Consider the following 16754-nt stretch of genomic DNA (forward strand, 5'->3'; position numbering starts at 1 on the left):
TCCTCACACAACCGCTACACGAGGTCACAGACCGGCCACATACACCCCTGGCAGACTGGGACACGTGAGAGACACGCCCGCGGATCTTCCCCGCGGACCCCTGCGCCCCATCGAACTGGCCACCGGTGCCGTGATGGCCGGCCTGACCGTCGGCCTGATCACCGTGGGTTCCCTGGTTCCCATGGCGGCGGCCCTGCAACTGGTCGCCGCGGTTCCCCTGGGTCTGCTGGCCCACCGCTACCGCCTGCGCGCGCTGGTCACCGCCAGCGTCGCGGCGGGCCTGGTCACCTTCGTCGCCGCGGGGATCATGCCCGCGCTCGGGGTGTTCGGCGCCGCGACGCTCGCGGGCATCATCGGCATCGTGAAGCGGCGCGGTGGCGGGCTGCCCACGGTGGTGGCGCTCGCGGCGGTCGCCGGGGTGGGCTGGGGACTGTTCTCGGTGGGTAGCCTGCTGCTGTTCTCGCGCACCAGGCAGCTGTTCTTCGATGCCCTCCGTAGTACCGCGGAGGGCATCCAGAACCTGGCCGCCCGGCAGGCGGCGCTGGAGCCGCTGGGCCGCGCCACCGCCGATCTCACCGACGCGCTGCTGCGCAACTGGTGGCTCTACCTCGGCGGTTCGGTCTTCCTCGGCGTGCTGTTGAGCGCGATCGTGTCGTGGTTCGTGCTGGGCTCGGTGCTGGACCGGCTGGCCTGGCTGCCCGGCAGCGACCGCCTCGACGCACCCGACGACGATCGGCCGGTCGGGCCACTGCCGGTCACCCTGCACGGCGCGGGCTACCGCTACCCCGGCGCCACCGCCGACGCGCTGTCCGGCATCGATCTGACCATCCACGCGGCCGAGTTCGTCGCCGTCGTCGGCCACAACGGCTCGGGCAAGTCGACGCTCACCCGCGTGCTCGCGGGCAGGCCGCCGACGACGGGCGCGGTCAGCAGGCCGGGTTCGGCCGGACTGGGCGAGCTGGGCGGCACCGCGCTGGTGCTGCAACGGCCGGAGAGCCAGACCCTCGGCGTCTCGGTGGCCGACGATGTCGTGTGGGGCCTGTCGGCCGAGCTGGCCGCCGAGGTCGACGTCGACGCACTGCTGGCCGAGGTCGGCCTGTCCGGCATGGGCAGGCGCGAGACCGCGACGCTCTCGGGCGGCCAGCAGCAGCGCCTCGCGGTCGCCGCCGCCCTCGCCCGGCGCCCCGCGCTGCTCATCGCCGACGAGGCGACCTCGATGATCGACCCCGACGGCCGCCGCGACCTGGTCGCGCTGCTGGCCGAGCTGCCGCGCAGGCACGGCACCGCCGTCGTCCTGGTGACTCACCACGAGGCCGACGCGAGCGCCGCCGACCGGGTGATCCACCTGGCCGACGGGCGCATGGTCGACCACCTCGCCCGCTGGCCGCAGCCCGCCCGCGATCAGCGCCGCGGCCCGATGGGCGCGACCATCCTCGAACTGACCGACGTGCGCCACACCTACAACCGCGGCACCCCGTGGGAGGCCCCCGCGCTGCACGGCGTCGACCTGTCGGTGCGGCAGGGCGAGGCACTGCTGATCGTCGGCGGCAACGGGTCCGGCAAGTCGACGCTGGCCTGGATCATCGCCGGCCTCATCGCGCCGAGCTCGGGCCGTTGCGAGTTGCGTGGCGATCCGGTCGACCAGCAGATCGGCCGGGTCGCGCTGGCCTTCCAGCACTCCCGGCTGCAACTGCAGAAGCAGACCGTCGGCGCGGAGATCGCCGACTGGGGCGGCCGGGCGACCGGCTCCGGCGCGGTCGGCCGGGCGCTGGACGCCGTGGGCCTGGACCGCCGCCTCGCCGCCCGCTCGGTCGAGGAGCTCAGCGGCGGGCAGGCCAAGCGGGTGGTGCTCGCGGCCATGGTCGCCAGCCATCCCCAGGTGGTGGTGCTGGACGAGCCGCTGGCCGGACTCGACCCGCAGGGCCGCGCCGAGATCGTGGAACTGCTCGCCCGGCTGCGTGACGCGGGGCAGACCCTGATCGTCATCTCGCACGACGTGGCCGATGTGACCGCGGTGTGCGACCGGACCGTCCACCTGGACGCGGGCGTGGTGGTCGAAACCGCGGGCGCGCGACGACCGGTCGGCGCGCAGCCCGCGCCGCTGCTGCCGGGACGCCCGGAAACCGTCTGGCGACTGGACAATCCACCGCACAACGAACCGGGAAGCGGAGTCGTCCGATGAGCACCGTGCTGCTGCGCGAGGTCCCCGTCGACAGTGTCGTGCACCGGTTGTGGGCAGGCACCAAGATGATCGCCGCCTTCCTGATCAGCCTGCTGCTGATGTTCCTGCCGACCTGGCCGGTGCTCGGCGTGATCATCGCGTTCCTGGTGCTGATCTGGGTGGTGGCCCGGCTGCCGCTGGGCGCGCTGCCCCGATTGCCCTGGTGGTTCTGGGGATTGGTGCTGCTCGGCGGTTTGATCAATGCCCCGATCGGGATGAAGGCGGTGCTCGGGTACGCGCAGGTCTTCGTCTTCGGCATGGTGCTGGTGGCCGCGTCGTTCCTGATCGCGTACACCACCCCTATGGGCGAGGTGGCGCCCGCGCTGGCGAAACTCGGTGCGCCGCTGCGCAAGTTGCGGATGCCGGTGGACGAGTGGGCGGTGGTCGTCGCGCTGACGCTGCGCGGGCTGCCGCTGCTGCTCGACGAGATCCGGGTGCTGCGCGCGGCGCGCAAACTGCGCCCGAAGGAGAACCTGCTGCACCGCGCCGCCGACGCCAACCCGCTCATCGACATCCTCACCGCGTGCATGGCCGTATCCACCCGTCGCGCGGGCGAACTCGGCGAGGCGATCACCGCGCGCGGCGGCACCGGCATGCTCACCGCGCACCCCAGCGCCCCGACTCGCCGCGACGCGGTCGCGCTCGGCGTCGTCGTCGCGGTCTGTGTGGGCGCGATCGCCCTGAGCATCGCCCTCTGAATCCCCCGCCGGGCATCCTCCGCCGGGCGGGATGCCGGGCGGGCGATACTGGCTGACGTGACCGACAGCGAGCACGCGGTACCCGCCTGGCGAGAGCCCACCGAAGGCGAATCGCGCTTGGCCGCCACCGCGGCGATCCTGACGATCGTGGTGGTCCAGGCGCTGCTCCCGAACGAGCTCCTGCCCACGCCGGTGTGGTTGCTGCCGATGCTCGAACTGGGTGTGATGGCGGTGCTGTTGATCGCCAACCCGAGCCGGATGGACCGTGAGGAACCCTGGATCCGCAGGCTCAGCCTGCTGCTGTCCGGCCTGATCAGCTTCGCGACCACGGTGTCGGCGCTGCGCCTGGTACAGACCATCGTCACCGGCGCGGACGAACGCGGGGCCGGGACGCTGCTCGGTAGCGGGGCGATGATCTGGGCGACCAACATCATCGCCTTCTCTCTGCTCTACTGGGAGTTCGACCGGGGCGGTCCCGCCGCGCGCGCCAACGGCCGCGAACCTCTACCCGACTTCTTGTTTCCGCAGATGCAGGACGCGCGGCTCGCGGGCACGGACTGGCGGCCGGAATACCTCGACTACCTCTACCTGGCCTTCACCAACGCGGCCTCGTTCGCACCGGCCGACGTGCTCCCGCTCTCCCGCTGGTGCAAGGTGCTGATGATGGCGCAATCCGCCATTTCCGTGGTCATCGGCACCACGATCGTCGCGCGCGCGATCAACATCATCGGGTAGGGGCCGAGCACGGTTCGCGATAGCGAATAACTATGAAAGGTTTGAGGTTTAAAACCTGAATTCACTGTCCAGCTACCCTCGGGCAGGCTATGGTTCATCTCGACATCGAGCTGGACCGCTATTCGCGCCGTCTCTAGCTTTCTCGGGGGAGCCATGATCTCGGCGCATTTCGTTTGGGCACGTCACCTGATGAACCAGATGGGAACGTTCACATGATCATCCGCAAGCTCGCCGCCGCGGCCATTCCGGTCCTCGCGGTAGCGCTCGTCGGCACCGGCGTGGCAGGGGCGGATCCGGTTACCCCGGACGTCGAGTACCGCACCGACCTGGTCGGCAACAAGGTCGTCACCACCCTCACCCACGGCACCTTCGCCATCGACGGCGGCACCGTCCACGTCCGCGACGAAGCGGGCGCGACCCTGGTCTCGCTGCCGCTCTCGGTCCGTGACGGCAGCCTGGAATACCCGCTGCCGCACGCCCTCCGCGAGGACAACCGGGTACTCGAGCTGACCGCCGTCAAGGACGTCGCGGCGGCCAAGCCCAACCTGACCCCGGTCGCCTCGCCCGCCGAGAACTACGCGGCACAGGCGAACTTCGCCTCCACCTTCGGCTTGGCCACCGCCATCGGCAGTTTCGTCGGCATGGCCATCGGCGCGGTCATCGGCCTGGTGGTCGGTGCGGCGGCGGGTGGCATCGGCGCGATCCCCGGCTTCGTCACCGGCGCGACCATCGGCGGCATCATCGGCACCCTGGTCGTCGGCGGACCCACGCTGGCCATCGCGGGCTTCGATCTGATCAACACGCTGCTGGCGCCGCCGGGTACCACGCAGTGGGCTCAGCAGACCAAATAGTCTGCGCAACAGCCGTATTGCCGGTCGCACCGACGCCTACACTGGCGTCGGTGCGACAAGGCAACGGACTCGACATTCCCGACACCCTCGGCGATCTGTGCGCGCCCGACCGGATGGCGCTGATCGTCTACGACATGCAGGTCGGCGTGCTCGGCCAGCTGCCCGACGGCCAGGAAGTCGTCGACCGGGTGGTACGCGTGGTCGAAGCCGCCCGCAGCGCGGGCTATCCGGTGATCTTCCTGCGGCACTTCTTCCCGCCGCGCCGCCTCTCCGGCGTCTACGCGATGCGCCTGCTGATGGGCTGGCAGCACGCGGAATCCATCGATGACGTGCAGTTCATCCTCCAGCGCGACACCCCCGGCTTCGAACTGGTGCCGGAACTGGTGCCCCGCGAGGACGAGCTGGTCCTGGACAAGATGACGATGTCGGCCTTCGAGGGCACCCCGCTGGCCGCGCTCCTGCGCGATCTGAAGATCGGCGCCTACGCCATCGCCGGCGTCGCGCTCGAGATCGGAATCGCGCCCACCGTCGCGCATTCCACCGACCTCGGCTTCATCCCGGTGGTCATCGGCGACGCCTGCGGCGGCCGCGATAAGGAAGCCATGGACAGGGCCTACGACGAGTTCACCTTCCAGGGAAACGCGCTGGTCACCGACGTCGCGACCATCACCGGCCTGATGACCGCAACCCCCTGACCGGCAACCCGACAGCACACACCGAACCACCACGGTTTCGGCCGCCTCGGCTCCGAGGGGCGATACGTAGCGCCGAAGGCGAAGTATCGCCCCCCGGAGCCGAGGTCACGAGGCCGAAACCCGCGGCGCCAGCCGCCGACGACACCGAAAACCCGCCGCGCCGGCCGCCGAGAATTCAGTCCCGGATGGCGTTCTTGGCCGCTTCCTGGGCGGAATCGACCTGGCCGGAGAACTTCCCGCCGGTCTTCTCGTCGACCACGTCACCGGCCTTCTCGATGACCCCGTCGACCTTGTCCGCATGCTGGGCAGCCAGATCCATCGCCTTGCCCGCCAGGTTCTTGAAATCCACCGTGCACTCCTCGCTGATTCGAACCGGTCCAACGCGATCACCCTAGCAACACCACAGCTTTCGCGGCAGGTCAGCTCGGTGAACTCGTCACCCCGTCCCAGATCGGATGCCACAGCCTGCCGGTGTCGGTCCAGGACTGGAAACGGACGGTGCCGGTGAGCTCGGGCGTGACCCACTCGGCGTCGTGGCATTCCTCGGCGGTCATCTCGTTGACGAACGGCGAGCTCGCGCGGTGCAGCCGCCGCAGTTCCCCCGCGATGCGCCGGGACTGCTCGACGCCGAAGCCGGTGCCGACGCGACCGATGTACACCAGCCCCTTCTCGTGCGGGATCCCGAGCAGCAGTGATTTGAACTCACGTTTGTCGCTGCGCCGCCAGCCGCCGACGACGACTTCCCTACTGCGCCAATTGCGTTGCTTGAGCCAGGTCTGGGTGCGCTTACCCGGCTGATACATCGAGTCGACCCGCTTGGCGACCACCCCCTCCTGCCCCTGTTCCCGGCTGGCCCGCATCGTTTCGGCCCCCGAGCCCGCCAGCAGCGCGGAGACATTCATCGACGGCGCCAGTCTGCCCAGCGCCTCGAGCACGGCGCGCCGATCGCTGTACTTCTTGCGCAGCAACGAGGTGCCGTCGAGAAAGAGCACATCGAAGGCGACGAACACCGCCAGCGCCGAATCCGCTTGCAGTGCGGAGATATCCGACAGCCCCTTCGCGTCGAGGACCACGGCCTCACCGTCGAGGACCACCCGGTGCCCGGCCAGCTCGCCGCCGAGCGCGGCGAACCGGGGGTAGCGGGCGGTGACGGTGTTGCCCGCGCGGCTGCGGACGGTGACCGTGCCGTCGTCGATCTCGACGATCACCCGGAAGCCGTCCCACTTGGTCTCGAAGGCCCAGTCCCCCGCGTTCAGCGCCTCCACCTCGCCCGCGGTGGCGAGCATCGGCGACAGACCGCGCGGGAGGTCACCGGTCGCGCTGTCGTCCACCGGGACTCGCGGGGTCTGGTCGCGCATGAAGTGCATCAGCCACTGGTCGCCGTTGGTGCGGATGAAGGCGTAGCGGCCCCGCAGGCGGTCACCGACGAGTTCCACGATCACTTCGTCGTCGCGCCACTTCTCGGTGCGGTAGGTGCCGGAGTCCCAGATGGTCATCTCGCCCGCGCCGTACTCGCCCTTGGGGATGGTGCCGTGGAAATGCAGGTATTCGAGCGGATGGTCCTCGGTGCGCACGGCGAGCCGATTGTGTTTCGGTTCGGTCGGCGGGCCCTTGGGCACCGCCCACGACGCGAGCACGCCGTCACGTTCGAGCCGGACGTCGTAGTGCAGCCGACGCGCGTGGTGTTCCTGGACGACGAAGCGATCGCCGGGGCCCGGCTCCGGCGCCGCGGCGGGCACCGGCTCGGGAGTGCGCTCGGGGTCGCGCATGCTGCGGTATCGGGTGAGCGCGTCGGGTCGGCTGGGCAGCGGCGGGTCGAGATCGGCCAGCAGGTCGCCCTCGGCCTGCCAGCGCACGAGGACCTCGTCGAAGCGCAACTGGCGCAGGGACTTCGCGTCCTCGATCTCGGCCCAGCTCCGCGGCGCGGCGGCGTTGGGCTCGGCGCGACCGCGCAGCGAGTACGGGGCGATGGTGGTCTTGGCGGCGTTGTTCTGGCTCCAGTCCAGGAAGACCTTGCCAGGGCGAGCCGACTTCGCCATCGTCGCGGTGACCAGATCCGGGTGCAGCTGTTCGAGATTGGCGGCGACCTGCTTGGCGACGGTGGAGGCGCCCCGCGAACTCACCGGCCGATCCAGCGGCACGTAGACGTGAATTCCCTTGCTGCCGCTGGTCACCGGGAACGCCCGCATCCCGATATCGGCGACCATGTCGCGCACCGCCAGCGCGACCAGCGCGCATTCGGCCAGCCCCGCACCAGGACCAGGATCGAGGTCGAACACGATCCTGGTCGCGGGGCCGCGCTGGTCGCCGTCGAAACGCCACTGCGGCACATGGACTTCCAGGGCCGCCTGCTGGCCGAGCCAGGCCATCCCCGCTTCGGAGTCGATCAGCGGGTAGGTCACCTTCCGGCTGGAATGCTCGATCGCCCGGCGCTGAATCCACGCCGGCGCGTGCTCGGGCAGATTCTTCTCGAAGAAATCGGGATGATCCACCCCGTTGGGCCACCGCTTGCGGGTGACCGGCCGCCCCGCGACATGGGGCAGCATCGCCTCCGCGATCGCCGAATAGTAGGCGATCACCTCGCCTTTGGTCGTGCCGGTCGCCGGGTACAGCACTTTGTCGAGGTTGCTGAGCTCAACCTCGATCGCCGGCTCACCCGGCGGACCCCGGAATTCCCGGCGGACCATCGACGCGGTTCGGCGGCGGGGACCGATAGTCTCCGGCCCCCGCGCACCGAATCAGGCCTGCGGTCCCGGATCGGTCGGGGCGGGGCCGCCTGCGGTGCTGCCGGGGCCTGCCTGCGGCGGAACGACCTTCTTCGCCGCGTCCTTGCCCTTCTCGATCTTGTCGCTGTACTTGCCGCCGGTCTTGTCGTCGATGAAGGTGCCGGCCTTGTCGACCGCATCGTTGATCTTGTCGGCGTTCTGTGCGGCCGCTTCCTTGCCCTTACCGAGCAAGCCCTTCAAGGTATCCACGAGACTCATCTGCCGATGTTCCTTTCCCGTAAGAAGCTGTCACTCCACATCCTCCCACCACGAAACCCGCGGTGGGAGGTCATTCGGAACCACCCGCTGGCCCGGCTTGGGCACCACCGTGGCGGTACCCGCTTCGGCCGCCGCGGACACCAGCCGGTGCACCGGCTCGGACCATCCGTGGAAGGCGAGGTTGAAGGTGGCCCAGTGGATCGGGACCAGCAGCCCGTAGCCGGGGTCGCCCAGGCACAGGTCGGCGTGCGCGCGCACCGCTTCCTCGGGATTCATGTGCACGTCGGTCCAGCGCTCGTCGTAGGCACCGATCGGCAGCAGCGTCAGATCGAACGGGCCGAGGACCGCGCCCGCCTGCGCGAAGGCCTTCGTGTAGCCGGTGTCGCCGCCGAAATAGACCCGCTTGGTGGGTCCGGCCAGCGCCCAGGACGCCCACAGCGTGGTGTTGCGGACCAGCCCGCGGCCGGAGAAGTGCCTGGCCTCGGCGCAGGTGACGGTGAGGCCGCGGTCGTTGTCGTCGCGGCCGAGCGAGACCGAGCCGCCCCAGTCGAGTTCGATGATCCGGTACTCGGGCACGCCCCAGTGACGCAGGTGCGCGCCGATACCGGTGGGCACGACGAACGGCGCGAGCTGCTCGTGGACCAGGGCGTCGACGGTGGCCTTGTCCAGATGGTCGTAGTGATCGTGGGAGATGATCACCGCGTCGACGGCGGGCAGCTCCGACAACTCACCGGGGACCGGATGCAGCCGGGCCGGGCCGATCACCGGCGACGGCGAGACCCGCTCACTCCACACCGGGTCGGCCAGCACGCGGTAGCCGTCGAGTTCGATCAGCGCGCTCGCGTGCCCGTACCAGGTCACCGCCAGCGGGGCGGCCTCGGCGGGCGGAGCAGGCGTCTCGAGCGGGACCGGACGCGACGGCCTGCCGACCCGGCTCTTGGTCAGGCCCGACCACAGCAGCGACGGCGCCGCGCCGGCGGCCATCATGCTGCTCGGCTCGGTGTTGTGGAACCGGCCGTCGCGATACGACGACTTGCCCAGTGCGCTCGGTGCGATGTCCGCGGGGCCCGCGCCGAGGGCGGTGGGCAGTCCCCACACCGCACGCGCTACCCAGGCGAGCCCGAGCGTGCTCGCCACCGACCCCGCAACGCGTGCGAGCCGCATCAGCGGCCCACGAACTTCGCCGGGCGCTTCTCCTGCCGAGCCAATCGGCCCTCCTTGGCATCGTCGCTGGTCCAGGCGGCTTCCAGGGCGGCCCGCTGCTGCGCGCTGGCCGGATCACGGGTGCCGTCGTCGTTGAGCAGCAGTTTCATCGCCTGCAGCGACAGTGGTGCGAGCGCGGCGATGGACTTCGCCCAGTCCTGCGCGTCGGCGAGGGTGCCGAGCTTGTTGGCGAAGCCGAAGGTGTAGGCGTCGGCGGCCGAGACCGGGTCGGCCGCGAGCAGGATGGTGCGCGCCGGACCGCCGCCGATCAGCGAGACCAGCCGCGAGACCGTCCAGCGGTCGACCGAGATGCCCAGCTTGGCGGCGGGCACCGCGATGAACGCGTCCGGCTCGATCACCCGCAGGTCCGACGCGATGGCCAGCTGCACGCCCGCGCCGAGCGCGCCGCCGTTGATCGCCGAGATCACCGGCACCGGGAGGGATTCGATGGTGTGCAGCATGTCGAGCAGGCCGCCGAGGAAAGACTCGGAGTAGACGCCCGACAGGTCGGCGCCCGCGCTGAAGATCGGACCGCGGCCGGTCAGCACGATGACCCGGGCGCCCTGTGCCACCGCGTCGAGCATCGCTTCGCGCAGCAGTCCGACCAGCTCTTCGCTGAGTGCGTTGCGCCGTTCCTCGCGCTGCATTTCGATGGTGATCACATCACCATCGCGGGTCACGCCGAGCATGCATCCTCCCCAGAAGTACCGACACCGTGGATGCCATAACTCTGCCACAGGCAGCCGTCGGCGCCCGGTAAGGCGATAGCATCGGCGGCTGTGGCGACCGACTTCGACATCCTGGTGATCGGTGCCGGCCAGTCCGGTCTCTCCGCCGGTTACCACCTGCGCCGCCTCGGGTTGGTCCCCGAACGCGATTTCCTCATCGTCGACCACGCGCCGGGTCCGGGCGGGGCCTGGCAGTTCCGGTGGCCCTCGCTCACGCTGACGACCGTCAACCGGGTGCACGATCTGCCGGGGATGTCCTTCGCCGAGACGCTGCCGCCCGGCTCGGAGTCGGCGCCGGCGGCCACCGCGGTGCCGCACTACTACGAGCTCTACGAGAAGCGCTTCGACCTGCGGGTTCGCCGCCAGGTGACGGTCGACGTGGTCTGCGATCGGACCGCCGACGGGCAGTCCTGCGCCGGTCGCGGAGAGGTGCTGCACGTCGAGACCGACGGCGCGGGGACGCTGCGCACGCGCGGATTGATCAACGGCACCGGTACCTGGGAGCACCCGTTCATCCCGGTCTATCCGGGCGCGGACACCTTCACCGGCCGGCAGTTGCACACCCGCGACTACCGCACCGCCGCCGAGTTCGCGGGCAAACACGTGGTCATCGTCGGCGGCGGCATCTCGGCGGTGCAATTGCTCGACGAGATCTCCCAGGTGACGTCCACCACATGGGTCACCCGCAGCGAGCCGGTGTTCCGTTCGCTGCCGTTCCGCGAGGAGGACGGTCGCGCGGCCGTCGCGATCGTGGAGGACCGGGTGCGCCGCGGGCTCCCGCCCGGATCGGTGGTCTCGGTGACCGGCCTGCCGCTCGACGAGCGCCTGCGCGCCGCGCGCGATCGTGGCGTGCTGCGGCGGCAGCCGATGTTCGAACGAATCGAGCCGACCGGGGTGCGCTGGGCCGACGGACGGTTCCAGGACGCCGACGTCATCCTGTGGGCGACCGGGTTCCGCAGCGCGCTCGACCACCTGGCGCCGCTGCGGCTGCGCGGCCCCGGCGGCGGCATCACGATGACCGGCAGGCTCGCCACCCAGGTGGCGGTCGACCCGCGGGTGCACCTGATCGGCTACGGACCCTCGGCCAGCACCATCGGCGCCAACCGGGCGGGCCGGGCCGCGGCCGCCGAACTGACCGACTACCTGGGGATCAAGCCAGCCCGGCGCTGAAAGTGGCCGGATCGGGGCCGACCCGGGTGCCGGTATCGAGCCGGTTGATCGCCTCCATCGCCTGCGCGTCCAGTTCGAAGGAGAGCACGTCGAAGTTCTCGGCGATGCGCGACGGGGTGACCGACTTCGGGATGACGATATTGCCCAGCTGCAGATGCCAGCGGATGATCACCTGCGCCGGCGTGCGGTCGAGCTCCTTGGCGATGGTGACCACGGTCGGGTTGTCCAGCAGCGTGCCCTGCCCCAGCGGGCTCCACGCCTCGGTGGCGATGGCGTGGTTGGCGTCGTATTGGCGCAGTTCGCGCTGCGCGAGGGTGGGATGCAGTTCGATCTGGTTGACCGCCGGGGTCTCGCCGGTCTCGGCGATCACGGTCTCCAGGTCGATCACCCGGAAGTTGGAGACGCCGATCGAGCCGATCCGGCCCTGCGCCTTGAGCGCCTGGAAGGCGCGGAAGGTGTCGACGTAGCGACCGGCCGACGGCACCGGCCAGTGGATCAGGTACAGGTCCAGATAGTCCAGGCCCAGGCGCCGCATACTGGCGTCGAAGGCGCGCAGCGTGCTGTCGTAGCCCTGCTCGGCATTCCACAGCTTGGTGGTCACGTAGATCTCGTCGCGGGGGATGCCCGAGGCGCGGATGGCGCGGCCGACGCCCTCCTCGTTGCCGTAGATCGCGGCCGTGTCGATGCTGCGGTAGCCGACTTCCAATGCCTCGGCCACCACCGGGGTGACGTCGTCCTCCGGCACCTGGAACACACCGAAGCCGAGCTGCGGAATGACATTGCCGTCATTGAGCACGATGGTGGGAACAGGGCTGCTAGCGCTACGGAAGGTCACCCGTTCGACGGTAGAAGTGGTTCGCCGTACCGTCAACGACGCACCCTCGCGTGTTTCCCCCGGTTCCGGATCGGGTAGGAAGCGGGGCGCCGGTCAGTGAACAACCCCGGGAAGACCGATTCGCCGGTATCGCGCCTGCCGTCGGGCCCGCAGTTCCGCCGTCGGCGCCGCGCGCAGGGCGGCCAGTTCCTCGGTCACCGCGAGCACCATGCGCCGGGAGAAGGCGACCGGTTCGTCGGCGGCGTCGGGGTGTTCGTCGACGATGCGGTCCACGACGCCGTCGGTTTGCAGGTCGAGCGCTCGAATACCCTGTGCCGCAGCCAGTTCCGCCGCGTGCGAGGTGTCACGGAAGACGATGGCGCTCGCACCCTCCGGCGGCAGCGGGGCCAGCCAGCCGTGACCGGCGGCCAGCACCCGATCGGCCGGGAGCAGGGCCAGCGCGCCGCCGCCGGTGCCCTGGCCGAGCAGGATCGACACGGTCGGGGTGTCGAGGGTGACCAGGTCGGCCAGGCAGCGGGCGATTTCGGGGGCGAGCCCGCGCTCCTCGGCCTCTTTGGACAGCGCGGCGCCGACGGTGTCGATCACCAGGACCAGCGGCAGGCGCAGCTCCCGGGCCAGCGCCATCGCCCGGCGCGCCTCGCGCAGGGCGGCCGGGCCCATGGTGTGCTCGCCCTGCTGGCCGGAGCGGTCGTGGCCGAAGACGACACAGGGCTGTCCGCCGAACCGGGCCAGCGCCAGCACCACGGTGCGATCGGATTCGCCCTGGCCGGTGCCGCTGAGCGGAACCCGTTGGGTCACATGGCGAAGCAGGTCACGGATGCCGGGACGGCCGGGCCTGCGGGTGCTCAGTACCGAATCCCAGGCGCTCGCCGTGGAAGCGGCGGCGGTGGCCGGACTGCGTACGGGCGCGGCCCATCCCGGCTCGGCGGTGACCGGCAGGACGACGCCGCTCGCGACGCTCAAGGCCCGGTGGGCGATCCGGCGGAACACCTCGACGGTGACCACACCGTCGATCACGCCGTTGCGGTAGAGGTTCTCCGCCGTCTGCACGCCGGGCGGAAAAGGCTTGCCGTACAACGCTTCGTACACGCGAGGGCCGAGGAATCCGATCAGCGCGCCCGGCGCGGCGAAGGTGATGTGGCCCAGCGACCCCCAGGACGCGAACACCCCACCCATCGTGGGATCCCGCAGATACACCAGATAGGGATGCCCCGCCGCCTTGTGCACCGCGACCGCCCCCGCGATCTTCACCATCTGCACGAAAGCGACCGTGCCCTCCTGCATCCGGGTCCCGCCGGACGTAGGCGAGGCGATCAGCGGCAACCCCAGTTCGGTGGCCCGCTCCACCGCCGACACGATCCGCTCGGCCGCGGCCACCCCCACCGATCCCGCCAAAAACGCGAACTCACACGCGATCACGGCCACCCGCCGCCCGCGCAACAACCCCTCCCCCGTCACCACCGACTCATCGGTCCCGGCCCGCAGCTCGGCGTCGACCAACTCCTGGCGATACCGCGGCGACACCGCGGGCTCGACCGGCGGCTGGTCCCAGCTCAGAAACGAATCGGTGTCGAGCAACTGCCCGATCAGGTCGAACGCCGACATACGCACGCGCTGAGCCTAGCGGGATCGGCCGCTACCGAGCCGAGGGAACGGGACCTTCGGGGTGCGCGGTGCACGCGCTGCTCACGCTTCACCGTCGCCTGGGTACGGGTACGCGGCGCGGTTCGTCGTGGCATTCCGTTATGAACGACTACCGAGTGCTGCCGAGCAGCTGATCGATCCGCTGTGTGGCTGGCGGATCGGATCGGGGCAGCGGGGTGCTGAGGGGCGAAGCGGGGCTGCTGCCTTCATCGCGGCAGCCCCGGGTTCGGCTCAGTAGCCCTGCATGACCTTGCGCAGGGCGTACTCGGTCAAGGAGACCAGGGCCTGCTTGGCGGGCTCCCGGCGGCGGGCGTCGATCGACATGATCGGCACGTCGGCGGGGACCGCGAGGGCCTGGCGGATGTCCTCGAGCGGGTACTTCGGTGCGTCGTCGAACTCGTTGAGCGCCACCAGGAACGGTAGACCGCGAGCCTCGAAGTAGTCGACAGCGGCGAAGCTGTCTTCCAGCCTGCGGGTGTCGACCAGCACCACGGCGCCGATGGCGCCGCGGATGAGGTCGTCCCACATGAACCAGAACCGGTACTGGCCGGGCGTGCCGAACAGATACAGGACCAGGTCGTCGGCGAGGCTGATCCGGCCGAAGTCCATCGCCACCGTGGTGGTCGACTTCATCGGAATGCCGGTCAGGTTGTCGATTCCGGTACTGGCGTTGGTGACCAACGCCTCGGTGCGCAGCGGAACGATCTCCGACACCGCACCGACCAACGTGGTCTTACCGACACCGAAGCCACCGGCGACAACGATCTTCGCCGAAGTCGGCTTGCTCGTGCGGGTGTCGACCTGCGCCGTCGAATCAAATACGCCGGAGTCCACTGAGAACCCTTTCGATCAGCTCGCGACGTTCATCGTCGCTGGAATCGTCTTTCAAAGTCGCCGAGACCCGGACATGACCGGCCTCGATGAGGTCGGCCACGAGTACCCGCGCTACACCGATCGGGATACCCAATTGGGCAGCTATCTCGGCAACGGACGGCGATTGCCTGCACAACTCCACGATGGACGTTTCGAGGTTGTTCAGTTCGAACTGCCGCTCCATGGCGACCGGATGCGATGCAACGAGAGCCTCCAACGCCAACTCGACCGCCGGCCTGGTGCGGCCGGCAGTCAAGGAGTACGGGCGGACGAGGCTGGGCTCGGCGCTCCCCATGCGGTGATCGTCTATGTCCATCCCACCATCAGGAACCCATCGTGACGCGTGGCGTGGCCTGGACGGTCTGGCCCACACGCTCGACCAACAGAGCCATTTCGTAGCCCACCTGACCGATGTCACACGAGGTGTTGGTCAGGACCGCGAGATACGAGCCGTCGCCGACTGCCATGAGCAGTAGGTAACCGTGCTCCATCTCGACGACGGACTGCAGTACCGTACCGCCTTCGAACAGATTGGACACGCCGACGGAAAGGCTTGCCAGACCGGCGGTGACGGCGGAGAGCTGCTCCGCGCGGTCCACCGGAAGCTGGGCGCTCGCGGCCATCAGCAGGCCGTCAGCCGAGACCAGGACGGCATGGGCTACGCCAGGAACCTCGTTGGCGAAGTTCGAAACCAGCCAATCCAGCTGACGGTTCGTACCACCTAGATCGGGGTTCATCGGTCTCCTTTATCTCCGGTTAGGTTCATTGCCTTCATTGCGCGGCCATCCCGGACGCCCTGCTGGTGACGACTCAAGCTGGACCTGATCGTTTCGGGATCACGTTGCGGGGTGGTGTCGGCCTTACCGGTCACACCGCCAGGCACGAGCCTGCCGCCCGGGTTGCGCTGAGGCAAGCCCGCAGCGGTACGAACCTCGGGCTGAGCCTCGCTGGCCCGGCGTGCGGCCTGCCATCCTTCGTCACCCGGTGATTCGAAGGCAGCCGCCATCTGGGACCGGTCGGAATTCTCGTCCGTGAGCCACGCCGACATCATCTCCGCGAAGATCGGCGTTCCGCCCATGACGGAATCACCTTCCGGTGCCGGCTGCAACCTGGTCTGGAAGAACGACGCAGCCTTGGCCGGATTCGACCGGAAGCTGTGCCGACCCGGATCGCGCCCTGCCGACGCAGCGTTCTCCGGCCCCGCAGGATCCCGATCCCGTTGGGGCAGAGCCACTCCTGGCCCGGCGTTCGCCTGCGGTACCACAGTAGCGCCGGGATCGCGCTGGGGCAGCCCATTCGGCGCAGCCGGACGCTGCGGCAGGCCGTTGGGCGCCTCCCGCTGCGGCAGACCGGCCGCGGGAGCCCGCTGCGGGAGCCCGTTGTCGCCGGAATCACGCTGCGGCGCAGGGGCACCCGGCGCGCCGCGCTGGGGCAGACCGTTGGCGGGACGCGGCGGCTGACCGGCCGGGTCACGCTGCGGCAGACCACCGCGCTGCGGCAGCCCGGTGGACGGATCACGTTGCGGCAGACCACCGGTCTGCTCGCGCTGGGGCAACCCGGTGGAGGGGTCACGCTGGGGCAGACCGCCGGTCTGCTCCCGCTGCGGGAGACCATTGGCCGGATCACGCTGGGGTAGGCCACCGGTCTGCTCCCGCTGGGGCAGGCCGTTCGACGGATCACGCTGCGGGAGACCACCGCTCTGCTCGCGGTGCGGCAGCCGCGCCGCCGGATCACGCTGCGGCAGGCCGCCGGTCTGGTCCCGCTGCGGCAGCCCGTTGGACGGGGCGCGCTGCGGCAGGCCGGTCGACGGATCACGCGAGACCGGACCGGAATCACGCTGCGGCGCACCGTTGCCCGCGGGGTCACGCTGGGGCAGCCCGGTGGACGGGTCACGCTGGGGCAGACCGGTGGAGGGGTCACGCTGGGGCAGGCCGCCGGTCTGCTCCCGCTGCGGGAGACCGTTGGCCGGATCACGCTGGGGTAGGCCACCGGTCTGCTCCCGCTGGGGCAGGCCGTTGGCGGGACGCTGCGGCAGCCCGGCCGACGGATCGCGCGGCGGCGCGCCGTTGGCGCCCGGCGAGCGCTGCGGCAGACCACCGGCGGTGGTGTCGCGCTTG

Annotated in this window: 16 protein-coding genes and 1 pseudogene; 6 read left to right on the forward strand and 11 right to left on the reverse strand. The window is 70.1% G+C overall.

What is annotated here, in order from left to right; genetic code table 11:
- Positions 1–64: 64 nt before the first annotated feature.
- From ATM97_RS25805 to ATM97_RS25825, 5 genes are all read left to right on the forward strand, one after another.
- Positions 65–2182 (forward strand): ATP-binding cassette domain-containing protein, encoded by a 2118-nt coding sequence (locus ATM97_RS25805; RefSeq protein WP_308248614.1) that lies wholly within the window; start codon positions 65–67, stop codon positions 2180–2182.
- Positions 2179–2919 carry a CbiQ family ECF transporter T component gene (locus ATM97_RS25810; RefSeq protein ID WP_218720785.1) on the forward strand — a complete coding sequence of 247 codons (741 nt, stop codon included), beginning with the start codon at positions 2179–2181 and terminating at the stop codon, positions 2917–2919. The genes ATM97_RS25805 and ATM97_RS25810 overlap by 4 nt, the downstream gene beginning before the upstream one ends.
- Positions 2920–2976: 57 nt before the next feature.
- Positions 2977–3654, forward strand: coding sequence for a DUF1345 domain-containing protein (locus tag ATM97_RS25815; protein WP_218720786.1), 678 nt, complete (start codon positions 2977–2979; stop codon positions 3652–3654).
- A gap of 212 nt (positions 3655–3866) precedes the next feature.
- Positions 3867–4505 (forward strand): ammonium transporter, encoded by a 639-nt coding sequence (locus tag ATM97_RS25820; protein ID WP_218720787.1) that lies wholly within the window; start codon positions 3867–3869, stop codon positions 4503–4505.
- Between the two features lie 50 nt (positions 4506–4555).
- Positions 4556–5200 (forward strand): isochorismatase family cysteine hydrolase, encoded by a 645-nt coding sequence (locus tag ATM97_RS25825; RefSeq protein WP_218720788.1) that lies wholly within the window; start codon positions 4556–4558, stop codon positions 5198–5200.
- Between the two features lie 175 nt (positions 5201–5375).
- Here ATM97_RS25825 and ATM97_RS25830 read toward each other — a convergent pair whose 3' ends face one another.
- The 5 genes from ATM97_RS25830 to ATM97_RS25850 all read right to left on the reverse strand — a co-directional run bounded on the left by ATM97_RS25830 (position 5376) and on the right by ATM97_RS25850 (position 10076).
- On the reverse strand, positions 5376–5549 hold the full coding sequence (locus ATM97_RS25830; protein ID WP_218720789.1) for an antitoxin: 174 nt from the start codon (positions 5547–5549) through the stop codon (positions 5376–5378).
- A gap of 70 nt (positions 5550–5619) precedes the next feature.
- Positions 5620–7887 carry an ATP-dependent DNA ligase gene (locus tag ATM97_RS25835; RefSeq protein ID WP_218720790.1) on the reverse strand — a complete coding sequence of 756 codons (2268 nt, stop codon included), beginning with the start codon at positions 7885–7887 and terminating at the stop codon, positions 5620–5622.
- 51 nt (positions 7888–7938) lie between these two features.
- Positions 7939–8184 carry an antitoxin gene (locus ATM97_RS25840; protein ID WP_218720791.1) on the reverse strand — a complete coding sequence of 82 codons (246 nt, stop codon included), beginning with the start codon at positions 8182–8184 and terminating at the stop codon, positions 7939–7941.
- Positions 8185–8214: 30 nt separating this feature from the next.
- A complete protein-coding gene (locus tag ATM97_RS25845; RefSeq protein ID WP_218720792.1) occupies positions 8215–9348 on the reverse strand; it encodes an MBL fold metallo-hydrolase in 1134 nt (377 codons plus the stop codon).
- Complete coding sequence (locus tag ATM97_RS25850) at positions 9348–10076, reverse strand: enoyl-CoA hydratase (RefSeq protein WP_218720793.1); 729 nt, start codon at positions 10074–10076, stop codon at positions 9348–9350. The genes ATM97_RS25845 and ATM97_RS25850 overlap by 1 nt, the downstream gene beginning before the upstream one ends.
- Before the next feature lie 90 nt (positions 10077–10166).
- Here ATM97_RS25850 and ATM97_RS25855 point away from each other — a divergent pair, with 90 nt between their 5' ends.
- Complete coding sequence (locus tag ATM97_RS25855) at positions 10167–11285, forward strand: NAD(P)-binding domain-containing protein (protein WP_218720794.1); 1119 nt, start codon at positions 10167–10169, stop codon at positions 11283–11285.
- Here the strand turns inward: ATM97_RS25855 and ATM97_RS25860 are convergent.
- The 6 genes and pseudogenes from ATM97_RS25860 to ATM97_RS25885 form a co-directional block, all read right to left on the reverse strand.
- Positions 11266–12120 carry an aldo/keto reductase gene (locus ATM97_RS25860; protein ID WP_218720795.1) on the reverse strand — a complete coding sequence of 285 codons (855 nt, stop codon included), beginning with the start codon at positions 12118–12120 and terminating at the stop codon, positions 11266–11268. The two genes, ATM97_RS25855 and ATM97_RS25860, sit on opposite strands and share 20 nt — an antisense overlap.
- Positions 12121–12213: 93 nt before the next feature.
- On the reverse strand, positions 12214–13725 hold the full coding sequence (locus ATM97_RS25865) for an acetyl-CoA carboxylase carboxyltransferase subunit alpha/beta (protein ID WP_255588427.1): 1512 nt from the start codon (positions 13723–13725) through the stop codon (positions 12214–12216).
- Between the two features lie 270 nt (positions 13726–13995).
- On the reverse strand, positions 13996–14598 hold the full coding sequence (locus ATM97_RS25870) for an ATP/GTP-binding protein (protein WP_019044951.1): 603 nt from the start codon (positions 14596–14598) through the stop codon (positions 13996–13998).
- Complete coding sequence (locus ATM97_RS25875) at positions 14579–14953, reverse strand: DUF742 domain-containing protein (protein WP_019044950.1); 375 nt, start codon at positions 14951–14953, stop codon at positions 14579–14581. Before ATM97_RS25875 ends, ATM97_RS25870 begins: the two co-directional genes overlap by 20 nt.
- 7 nt (positions 14954–14960) lie before the next feature.
- A complete protein-coding gene (locus ATM97_RS25880) occupies positions 14961–15374 on the reverse strand; it encodes a roadblock/LC7 domain-containing protein (RefSeq protein ID WP_011207200.1) in 414 nt (137 codons plus the stop codon).
- Positions 15371–16754: pseudogene (locus ATM97_RS25885) on the reverse strand (histidine kinase); the annotation flags it as partial. The gene ATM97_RS25880 and the pseudogene ATM97_RS25885, both read right to left, overlap by 4 nt.

This window comes from Nocardia sp. MH4 (assembly GCF_019266065.1).
GTDB lineage: Bacteria > Actinomycetota > Actinomycetes > Mycobacteriales > Mycobacteriaceae > Nocardia > Nocardia canadensis.